This is a genomic window from Collinsella sp. AM12-1, from assembly GCF_003472325.1.
GTDB lineage: Bacteria > Actinomycetota > Coriobacteriia > Coriobacteriales > Coriobacteriaceae > Collinsella.
Genome location: NZ_QRLS01000016.1, coordinates 1 through 10,694, shown reverse-complemented (window position 1 = coordinate 10,694; position 10,694 = coordinate 1). Strand labels below are relative to the sequence as shown.

Genomic DNA, 10,694 nt, shown 5'->3' with positions numbered 1-10,694 from the left:
GAGAACAGGAGGTCAAAGGTCCTCATCTCCACAATTGACGCGATTTTCAAACGAATCTCCACAGCTAAAACAAGCATCACCACCCTTGTATCGAACAAGACAACCGCGTTATACTATCCCCCACATATGCGGGCATCGCCAAGTGGTAAGGCATCAGCTTCCCAAGCTGACACTCGCGGGTTCGAGTCCCGTTGCCCGCTCCAAAAAAGTAAAAGCACGACACCGTTTCGGTGCCGTGCTTTTTTCAACAAAGCGCCGGGACTCGAACCCGACAGGGTGCGAGCGTTAAATAAACGCGAAGCGTTTATAGCGAGCAGGCAAGGGCGCCGATAGGCGACCGCAGCCGGTGCGGATTTGCGAAGCAAATACGCGGATGTCCCGTTGCCCGCTCCATCGAGTACGGGGGACCTCGGGAACGTCGGGTCCAACCCGCTGTGCCCGTGCGTGTGCGCGGACCGGAGCATGCCGACCGCAGCCGGTGCGGATTTGCGAAGCAAATACGCAGACGTCCCGTTGCCCGCTCCTGCTACAAAATGTTAGGTTCATGCCTACTGTCCATACTTGCACCTGCGCACGGTACAATGGTTGGGTTACGACCAACGTGCCAATAACCAAAAAGGAGCCGCTATGATCGATCGCTATACCCGCCCGGAGATGGGACACATCTTCTCCCTCGAGAACAAGTACGCCATTTGGCAGGAGATCGAGGTCCTGGCCTGTGAGGCCCAGGCGGAGCTCGGCAAGATCGGCATTTCTAAAGAAGAAGCCCAGTGGATCCGCGACCATGCCAACTTTGAGAAGGCGAAGGTTGACGAGATCGAGGAGGTCACGCGTCACGATGTCATCGCCTTCCTGACCAACATGAAGGAATATATCGACGCCGATGTTCCCGAGGGCGACCCCAAGCCCAGCCGCTGGGTTCACTATGGCATGACCAGCTCCGACCTGGGCGATACGGCTCTGTGCTACCAGCTCACCCAGGCCTGTGACCTGATTATCGAGGACGTCAAAAAACTCGGCGAGATTTGCAAGCGTCGCGCCTTCGAGGAGCGCAACACGCTCTGCGCCGGCCGTACCCATGGCATCCACGCCGAGCCGATGACCTTCGGCATGAAGTTTGGCTCTTGGGCCTGGGAGCTCAAGCGCGATCTCGACCGTCTTGAGGACGCTCGCAAGAACGTTGCCTTCGGTGCCATCTCGGGCGCTGTCGGCACGTACAGCTCCATCGAGCCGTTTGTCGAGGAGTATGTCTGCGAGCACCTGGGTCTGGTTCACGACCCGCTGTCCACGCAAGTTATCAGCCGCGACCATCACGCCTATCTCGCCGGCGTTCTCGCCACCACCGCGGCCACCTGCGAGCGCATCGCTACCGAGGTTCGCAATCTGCAGAAGACCGATACGCTCGAGGCCGAGGAGCCGTTCCGTAAGGGTCAAAAGGGCAGCTCCGCCATGCCGCACAAGCGCAACCCCATCACCATGGAGAAGGTCTGCGGCCTGTCGCGCGTCGTGAAGGCCAACGCGCAGGTTGCCTTCGACAACGTCGCCCTGTGGCACGAGCGTGACATTTCGCACTCCTCTGCCGAGCGCGTCGCCCAGGCCGATAGCTTCATCGCGCTCGACCACATGTTCCAGTGCCTCATTCGCGTTATCGACGGCCTGCAGCTGTACCCTGCCCGCATGATGGCCAACCTCAATAAGACCCGCGGCCTCATCTTCTCCTCCAAGGTGCTGCTCGCCCTCGTCGACACGGGCATCACCCGCGAGGACGCGTACGCCATTGTGCAGGAGAACGCCATGGCAACCTGGCACGAGGTACAGGATTGTGTCTCCGGCCCTACCTTTAAGGAGCGTCTCGAGGCTGACCCGCGCTGCACCGTCAGCCAGGAGAAGCTCGACGAGATTTTTGATCCGTGGGACTTCCTCACCCGTATCGACACGGTCTTTGATCGTCTGGAGCAGCTGAGCTTCGAGTAGGTTCGGGCATAACGTTAGCTTTTTAGGGCGCTTTGCTGGTAATGTGTGTTGCCGGCAAAGCGCCTCGTTGCATTTAGGGAAAGACGGGGATAATAGTCGTCTCGAATAACATTCTGAGAGGGGATCGCATGATTTCGTTTGATTACAAGCCTCAGGGCGTGTGTGCTCGTAATATTCACCTTGACCTTTCCGATGACGGCAACAAGGTGATGGGCGTTGAGTTTACCGGCGGCTGCGACGGCAATCTCAAGGCTATCTCCAAGCTGGTCGAGGGTGCTCCTGCCGATCGGGTAATCGAGGTCCTCGCCGGTAATACCTGCGGTATGAAAAAGACCTCCTGCGCCGACCAGCTTACGCGCGCTATCGAGGCCGCTCGCGCCGAGATCGCCTAATGGGTATCGCCGATCACATCAAGAACGGAATATCGCGTCGCGGCTTTGTACTCGGTGGGGCTGCCGCGGGCGCTGCCACGGTGCTTGCCGGATGCTCGAAAAAACCGGGTACCAGCGATGATGCCGCCGGCGAGCCGCAGGTTATCAAGGACGATTCCAAAATCATCTCGATTACGGATGAGTACGAGGCAGTCGACATCGATCTTGAGCCGGCGGCGTCGTGGACGCTGCCTCTGGGTACGCTGCTGTACTACTGCGACGGCGATTACGCCGCGGCGATGATGACGCCCGCATTGGCACTGCACGCCAACACACTCGGTGTGCTTAACCTGGGCGATGGCTCGCTTACCACATTAATCGAGGATCCTATCGAGGGCACGGGATATGCATTCTACGATGTCCGTGCCGGCGACGGCGTATTCGCGTGGGTCGAGATGAACTTTGCCAATTCATCGTGGAAACTCTACGCTCAAAATCTGTCGGGCGCTTCGCTCTCTGGCGACGTGGTTGAGCTCGATCGGGGTGGCAAGGACTATGATCCGCCACTGTTTACGGCGTTCGGGTCATCAGTCATCTGGTATAAGATGCCTTCGGCAGGCGGCAATAAAACGAGTAGTGATTCGTTTTGCTATCGTCGCTCGCTTGATGAATCCAAGGCCGAGACAATTTGGAAATCGACGGGCCGCTTTGCATCGGCCCCGCGTGCGAGCGACGGCATTTTGACCATCTCGCCGCGTGTCCGCAACGACGAGGGCGTCTACTACGGCATAACGGCAATCGATCTGACCGACGGCAACAACACCAAACGTGCCCAGCTAGTCCTTCCCTCGTCAGTCTCGCCTTTCGAGGCCGTATATATGGGCGATACCTTCGTGTTTTCTATCGAGGCGACCTATAGTGGCGTGGGCAGCTTGGGCAACATGGGCACGTATATCGGTAATGAGGGAGGGCCGTACCTCTTCCTGTCACGCGAACCGCTCGCATGTGCGGCTGGCAAGAAGAATAAATACCTTGTTAAGGTGCAGGCATCGCATTTCCTGATCGACACCTCTGCCAAGACCTATGGCTCGCTGCTGTCGCCCGACCGCGCTTTGGAGTATGGCGATTATCCAGCTACGGCGGGAAAATCGGACTCATTCCTTACGTACGCCACGGTGCGCAACAGCCAGGGTATACCAGAGACGGTCACTGCACGCCTATTCTCTCTTTAAGCTTAGAGGGGTTAAAAAGGCGCCAACAGGGGAATAAACGCGTTGTAATTGTGAGTACCGCCCGCCGAGCTGCCGCGTCATAGCGGCATCCGGCGGGCTCAGGTGCGTTAAAATGGGCTTGTTCTTAGCTAATTGAGACAGGGGGGCCGTGTTATGGCTTCAGATGCAAAAAAGATTCTGCTGGTCGAGGATGAGAAGGCAATCCGTGACGCCGTCGCTGCCTATCTCGAGCGCGAAGGCTACTGGGTTGTGGGCGTCGGCGACGGCCAGTCCGCGATCGAGGAGTTCGAGAAGCATCAGTTCGACCTGGTCGTGCTCGACCTTATGCTCCCCAAGATTCCCGGCGAGCGCGTTTGCCGCACCATTCGCGATACCTCGGATGTCCCCATCATCATGCTGACGGCTAAGGGCGAGATCGAGGACCGTATTATCGGTCTTGAGCTCGGCGCCGACGACTATCTAATTAAGCCGTTCTCGCCGCGCGAGCTCGTCGCCCGCGTTCGCGCTCTGTTCCGCCGTGCCCATCAGGCCGACGAGCCCGCCGTCGAGGTGCTCGACTTCGGCGATCTGGTCATCGATATCTCGGGCCACAAGATCTTGGTCGAGGGCAAGGAAGTCGATCTGACGGCTTCCGAGTTCAAGCTGCTCACCACGCTCGCCCGCCATCCCGGCCGTGTGTATAACCGCATGGAGCTGGTCGAGAAAGTGCTCGGGTATGACTTTGAGGGCTATGAGCGCACCATCGATAGCCACGTGAAGAATCTTCGCGCCAAGCTGGGCGATGATCCCAAGAAGCCCAAGTGGCTCTACACCGTCCATGGTGTCGGCTATCGCTTCGAGGCTCCGGCCAAGACCGATAAGTCGGACGAGAAATAGGGAAATCACATATGACACCTGCGCGCTTTGAAATCGGACAAAAGCACAAGCAGGAGAACGAGGCGGGTTCCAAGGCAAGTTGGAACACGCCTCGTTCCGATTCACGGCCAACGATGAGCTATCCCTCGCGTATGGCCCTGGCTTTTGCCCTGACGTCGCTCATGACGGTATTGGTGCTGGTGGGCGTTGTCTCTGTTGTGTGGGGCACGGTCTTTTCGGATTACACGCGCTCCAATATCGTAGAAATCGCAAATTCCGCTGCCGAGAAGTTGGCAACCTCATATGAGGAAAACGGCTCTTGGACCGCGGGGGAACTGCGCACGGTTGCAACGTCGAGTTTGGTTTCCGACGATCTGGGTATGCAGGTCGTCAATAAAAAGGGCGTGATCGTTTATGACGATTCCTGGCCCTCGGCAAGCGCCACCGCCGATGTACGCGAAAACCAGGCTACGACCGACGACACGAGCGGCAAGAGGGCATCGCATAGCCCGGTCTCGTCTGCTCCAACCGACTCCGATAGCGTTGCTAACGTCGAGATTGTAACGTCTTCCGGCGAGCATGTCGGACAGGTAAAGCTGTGGTCCATCGGCTCCGACGCTCTGCTCACCAAGGCGGACTCTGCGTTTAGGGAGAAGACCTTTAACGCCATGGCTCTCGCCGCGGTTGTTGCAATCTGCATTTCGGTCGTTATCGGATCGCTCGTGTCGCGCATGCTCACCAAGCCGATTCATCGCATCACCAGTACCGCAAAGCAAATCCGTGACGGCGACCTGTCGGCTCGCACGGGACTGCGCGGTGATGACGAGATCGATCAGCTGGGTGAGACCTTCGATGAGATGGCCACTTCGCTCGAGAAGGATATGAAACACGAGAAGCGCCTGACCTCAGACGTTGCACACGAGCTTCGCACGCCGCTTATGGCCATGCTCGCAACGGTCGAGGCCATGCAGGATGGCGTGTATCCCACCGACGATGAGCATTTGGAGACCGTTGCTTCCGAGACGCGTCGCCTGGCTCGTCTGGTGCAGCAGATGCTCGACCTGTCGCGCATGGAAAACAGCACGGCTCCGCTCAACCTTGAGCCGGTGGACATGGTTCCTTTCGTGCGTTCCATCGTCAATGCCCAGGAGCGCCTGTTTGTCGACCGCGATCTGCGCCTGCGTTTTGCGGACGAGACCCAGGGTCACGACGATGTCGTCGAGGCCGATCCCGACATGATCACGCAATGTGTTATCAACCTCATGAGCAACGCCATGCGCTACACCCCCGAGGGCGGTTGGGTCGTGGTGTCGGTGCTCAGTGACCGCAAGCACGTCAGCATTGCCGTTTCTGATACCGGCATCGGTATTGCCAAGGACGATCTGTCGCGCATCTTCGGGCGGTTTTGGCGCGCCGATGCCAGCCGCGCCCGCGAAGCTGGCGGCCTGGGCGTTGGCCTCGCCGTGACCAAGCAGATCGTCGAGCGTCACCATGGCTACATATCCGTGGAGTCGGAGCTTGGAAAGGGTACGACTTTTACAATTCATCTGCCCCGCGAGCACACGGCGGACGCGGCATCTACTACAATGGAGCACTAGCTTTTCGCTATTCGGTGAAGGAGGGGCCGCGTCCCTGCCGCTCCGAGTTTGCGAAAACATGCGGGAAAGAACCCGCATTTCTGTCGTATTTAGGTAAGGAGTGACTCACGTGACAACGATGGAGCGTCGTCCGGATTCCCGTGGCAAGGTTCGTGATATCTACGATGCCGGTGAAAACCTGCTGATGGTCGCCACCGACCGCATTTCTGCGTTCGACTTCATTCTTCCCGACGAGATTCCGTTTAAGGGAGAGGTGCTCAATCGCATCTCGGCATTCTGGTTCGATAAGTTTGCCGACATCGTCCCCAACCATCTCGTTTCCATCGACCCGGCGGATTTCCCCGAGGAGTTTGCTGAGTATCGTGACTACCTCGCTGGCCGCGCCATGCTGGTTAAGAAGGCCCAGACGATTCCTATCGAGTGCATCGTCCGCGGCTATCTGACCGGTTCGGGCAAGAAGACCTACGACGAGAACGGCACCGTCTGCGGCATCCAGCTGCCCGAGGGCCTGACCGAGGCTTCCAAGCTTCCCGAGCCGCTGTTCACGCCGTCCACGAAGGCCGAGATCGGTGACCACGACGAGAACATCTCGTTCGAGCGTTGCTGCGAGATCGTGGGCGAGGACATCGCCACGCAGATTCGTGACCTGTCTCTCAAGATCTACAAGGCCGCTGCTGAGTACGCCGCGACCCGTGGCATCATCATCGCCGACACCAAGTTCGAGTTCGGTGTCATAGATGGCAAGGTCACGCTGATCGACGAGTGCCTCACGCCCGACTCCAGCCGTTTCTGGCCTGCTGCCAGCTACGAGGAGGGCAAGATCCAGCCTAGCTACGACAAGCAATTCGTCCGCAATTGGCTCAAAGCCAACTGGGATATGACGGGGGAGACCCCGCACCTGCCCGCCGAGGTCATCGATGGCACGTCCGAGCGCTATCGCGAGGCCTTCCAGATCATCACGGGCTCCCAGTTCACAAGCATGAAGGAGAACGCATAAGTGAGTACCCGTAGCGCCACGAACAAGCGCACGCAATCCCACGAAGTTACCGGGGTTGCGCGCAAGTCTGCCGCATCTGCTAAGCCCGCCCGCCAAGCAGCGAGCTCCGTTCGCGTCGTGCCGGCTTCGTCTAAGGCACGCCGCAAAGAGCTCGAGAAGGGCGAGAACCTCGAGGGCCTCTCTAAAGAGGAGAAGCGCGCCCGCAAGGCTAAGCAGCGCGCCAAGGAGGACCGCATCTATACGGTGTCGAATATCCTCCTCAAGCAGGACGAGGACTACACCAAGCGCCGTCGCATCTGGTGGATTGTGCTCGCCATTGGCATGGTGCTCGTCGTGGCAATTTGGGCCTCGCTGTACTTCGCTCCCGCTGGCATGGTGTCCAGCCCTGTCCAGATGGTCGGCATCGTTTTGTCCTATGTCATCATCCTAGGTGACTTTATCTACGACTTCGCTCGTATTCGTCCCTTGCGCAACATGTACCGCGCGCAGGCCGAGGGCATGTCCGAGAACAAGCTCAACGCCCTTATCGAGCGCGCAGCTGCCGAGGAGGACAAGAAGGACTCCAAGAAGAAGTAGCGTTTGCATACATACTTATCGCTAAGATATAAGGCGCGTCGTTTTTGCGGCGCGCCTTTTTACTGTTCTATAGATAGATGGAGTGGCACATGATTCGAGCTGCCCTGACGGTCGAAGAAGCTCTGGAGGGCATGAAGGCCCTGGAGCCCAAGATTAAAAACTACGCGCGCCTGGTCGTCCGCAAGGGCGTAAACGTTAAGCCCGGCCAGGAAGTCGTCGTTCAGTCTCCGGTTGAGTGCGCGCCGTTTGCGCGCGTGGTGGTCGCGGAGGCCTATGCTGCCGGCGCCGGCCACGTGACGGTCGTTTGGGCCGATGATGCCGTGACGAGGCTCACGTACGAGCATGTCGAGAAAAGCTATTTTGAGCAGACGCCCGAGTGGAAGCGCCTGCAGCTGGATTCCCTGGCCCAGGACGGTGCCTGCTTTATCTTTATCGAGGGTGCGGACCCTGCCGCCCTTAAGGGCATCGATCCCGCTAAGCCGGCCGCGGCATCCAAGGCGAGGAATACGCAGTGCAAAGTTTTCCGCCGTGGACTGGATTACAACATCAATCCGTGGTGCATCGCCGGCGCTCCGGTCGTGGCTTGGGCGCACGAGGTGTTCCCGGGAGACGCCGATGAGGTTGCAATCTATAAGCTGTGGAATGCGATTCTGCATACCGCTCGCGCCGATGGCCAGGACCCAGAGAGCGACTGGGAACTCCATGACGCCGCATTCGAAAAGAACCTGCGTTTCCTGAACGACAATCGTTTCGACTACCTGCATTACACCGCGGCAAATGGAACCGATCTGACGATTGGCATGACGAAAGGTCACGAGTGGGCCGGCGGCAAGGGCAAGACGCCCGAAGGGCACCCCTTCTTCCCCAACATTCCCACCGAGGAAGTCTTCACTTCGCCCGATCGCATGCGCGCCGACGGTATCGTGTACTCGGCCATGCCGCTCATCCACCACGGCAATAAAGTCGACGATTTTTGGATTAAGTTCGAGGGCGGCCGCGTAGTGGACTACGATGCCCGCGTGGGCAAGGCGACGCTTGCGAGCATTATTGACACCGATGAAGGTGCCGCTCATCTGGGTGAGGTCGCGCTCATTTCCAAGAACACGCCGATCCGCGAAAGTGGTGTTCTGTTCTACGATACGCTCTATGACGAGAACGCTAGCTGCCATCTCGCGCTAGGTGTCGGTTTCCCCGAATGCATCGAGGGTGGGTATGACATGTCCAAGGAGGAGCTCCTGGAGCATGGCGTTAACGTCTCGAGCACGCACGTCGATTTTATGATCGGCACGGACGACATCGATATTACGGGCATTACGCCTGATGGACGTGAAGTTGTGATTTTCCAGAACGGTCAATGGAGTTGGGAATAGTCCCAGACCGTGGTACAATGCCACCCGCGGGCCGTTAGCTCAGCTGGCAGAGCAGGGGACTTTTAATCCCAAGGTCCAGGGTTCGAACCCCTGACGGCCCACCCAAGATTGTTGAGACGGTCAACTCCGGTTGGCCGTCTTTTTTGTCGCCCTTTCATGGGTTCGAACCCGTCGGAGCGCGGAGCTGAGTAAACGCGTGAGCGTTTGCCAGCGCAGCGCGCAAGGCACGAAAGCGCCGCAGCGGCCGCCTGTGGAGCAGGCTGAACCCCTGACGGCCCACCCAAAGAAAGGAAAAAGAAATGAAAACAGATAGATACGGAATTAGCGGCAGCACATTAAAGATAATAGCGGCCATCTCGATGGTTCTCGATCATGTAAGCAGGATCGTTCTGACCAATGGAATCATGACTCACGCATCGTACAATCAGATATCAGACGAACAGTGGGCGATTCTAAGCGAGGCTTCGGATGTGCTTCATGTTCTTGGCAGAATTGCATTTCCCTTATTTTGCTTTTTGATAGTTGAGGGATTTTTGCATACTCATGACATAAAGAAGTACCTGCGAAATATGCTTGTCTTCGCAATCATTGCGGAGCCCATATACGATTTCGTTCAAACCGGGCAGCTATTTGACCTTCGGCAACAGAATGTTATGTATGAGCTCCTGCTTTCCTTGGTCTTTTTGATTATTCTGGAAAAGATACAAAGTCTTTCAAAATGGAAAAGGTACATCGCAGAAACTGCTCTGATTGTTTTGACAGCACTGGCAGCTGAATACACTAAACTGGACGGCGGTGTGTATGGCATTCTGCTTGTGACTGCATTCTATTTATTCCACGACAGCAAGGCCAAGATGTTCTTTGCTACAGTATGCGCAGTGCTCCTTTCGTCATGCCATATAGTTGGCGGCGGATTTGAGTTTGCTACAGCTAATGTATTTAATCCTGATGTTGCTGCCGCGGTCGTTTCGTTGCTGCTTATCAATCTTTATAATGGCAAGCGAGGGCTGAAACTGAAATATTTCTTCTACATTTTCTATCCGGCACATCTTGCTCTACTTTATGGTGTCTCGCTTATTGTTTTGAACTGTCTTTAAAAACTCTCAAACAAGTCTCTGAAAGCAGAAACAAATTGACCCTAAGACTGCTTGTGAATTTCCGGAAGACCTGAGAGATGCGAGGATAGACAACGAGGACTGCAGAAAGATGCTTCTCAGTTCTCTGGCGGATCGCATGAATCTGTATGAGGATCACTTCCACACACTCATTGATAACAGTGATAAACACGGGAGATCCTCAAAACATGAGACTGCGAAGGTCGAAAGATGCTTCGAAAGCATGAATGGCAGCGAGAAAACGAGTTCGGAAGCACCCTCTGGATGCTCCAGCATAGAATAGAAAGCGGTCAACTTCGGTTGGCCGTCTTTTTTGTCGCCATTTCATGGGTTCGAACCCGTATCTATCTATATATAAGAACGCTTGGCGAACAAAACCTGCCTTTTACCGACGGGAAACAAATAGCTGACGCTTTTGGAGTAAAGTTGCGCTCCAGAGATGACCGATGCCTTAACACCTATAAACCAGCTGGTCATCGCCAATATCAGAAGCTGCTGCTTCGAATACGGCCCCAGCGAAGCAACTGAGGGTTCTATTTATTTGTGAATAAAATATGGAGTGCGGGATTCCCGCCCACGGCGCCCCTCCGGTCTGGCAATATATCT

The 10,694-nt window shown here is 56.6% G+C and carries 9 protein-coding genes and 2 tRNA genes; all 11 read left to right on the top strand.

The window, feature by feature from the left end:
* Positions 1-128 precede the first annotated feature (128 nt).
* The 11 genes from DW136_RS08070 (at position 129) to DW136_RS08020 (ending at position 10,070) form a co-directional block, all read left to right on the top strand.
* Positions 129-203 (top strand) — tRNA-Gly (locus DW136_RS08070).
* Positions 204-627: 424 nt separating this feature from the next.
* A complete protein-coding gene (purB, locus tag DW136_RS08065; protein WP_118289379.1) occupies positions 628-1,974 on the top strand; it encodes an adenylosuccinate lyase in 1,347 nt (448 codons plus the stop codon).
* 128 nt (positions 1,975-2,102) lie between these two features.
* Complete coding sequence (locus DW136_RS08060; protein WP_117848466.1) at positions 2,103-2,366, top strand: TIGR03905 family TSCPD domain-containing protein; 264 nt, start codon at positions 2,103-2,105, stop codon at positions 2,364-2,366.
* A complete protein-coding gene (locus tag DW136_RS08055) occupies positions 2,366-3,577 on the top strand; it encodes a twin-arginine translocation signal domain-containing protein (RefSeq protein ID WP_118289378.1) in 1,212 nt (403 codons plus the stop codon). The genes DW136_RS08060 and DW136_RS08055 overlap by 1 nt, the downstream gene beginning before the upstream one ends.
* A 153-nt stretch (positions 3,578-3,730) precedes the next feature.
* A complete protein-coding gene (locus DW136_RS08050) occupies positions 3,731-4,453 on the top strand; it encodes a response regulator transcription factor (protein ID WP_006236208.1) in 723 nt (240 codons plus the stop codon).
* 11 nt (positions 4,454-4,464) lie between these two features.
* Entirely contained in the window at positions 4,465-6,030 is a 1,566-nt protein-coding gene (locus DW136_RS08045) for an ATP-binding protein (RefSeq protein ID WP_118289377.1), read from the top strand.
* 118 nt (positions 6,031-6,148) lie between these two features.
* Positions 6,149-7,027 carry a phosphoribosylaminoimidazolesuccinocarboxamide synthase gene (locus DW136_RS08040; RefSeq protein ID WP_035136481.1) on the top strand — a complete coding sequence of 293 codons (879 nt, stop codon included), beginning with the start codon at positions 6,149-6,151 and terminating at the stop codon, positions 7,025-7,027.
* Complete coding sequence (locus tag DW136_RS08035; RefSeq protein ID WP_022093792.1) at positions 7,028-7,603, top strand: hypothetical protein; 576 nt, start codon at positions 7,028-7,030, stop codon at positions 7,601-7,603.
* An 89-nt stretch (positions 7,604-7,692) separates the two neighbouring features.
* A complete protein-coding gene (locus DW136_RS08030) occupies positions 7,693-8,973 on the top strand; it encodes an aminopeptidase (protein ID WP_118289376.1) in 1,281 nt (426 codons plus the stop codon).
* A 28-nt stretch (positions 8,974-9,001) separates the two neighbouring features.
* Positions 9,002-9,074 (top strand) — tRNA-Lys (locus DW136_RS08025).
* Between the two features lie 198 nt (positions 9,075-9,272).
* Positions 9,273-10,070 (top strand): TraX family protein, encoded by a 798-nt coding sequence (locus DW136_RS08020; protein WP_118289375.1) that lies wholly within the window; start codon positions 9,273-9,275, stop codon positions 10,068-10,070.
* Positions 10,071-10,694 lie beyond the last annotated feature (624 nt).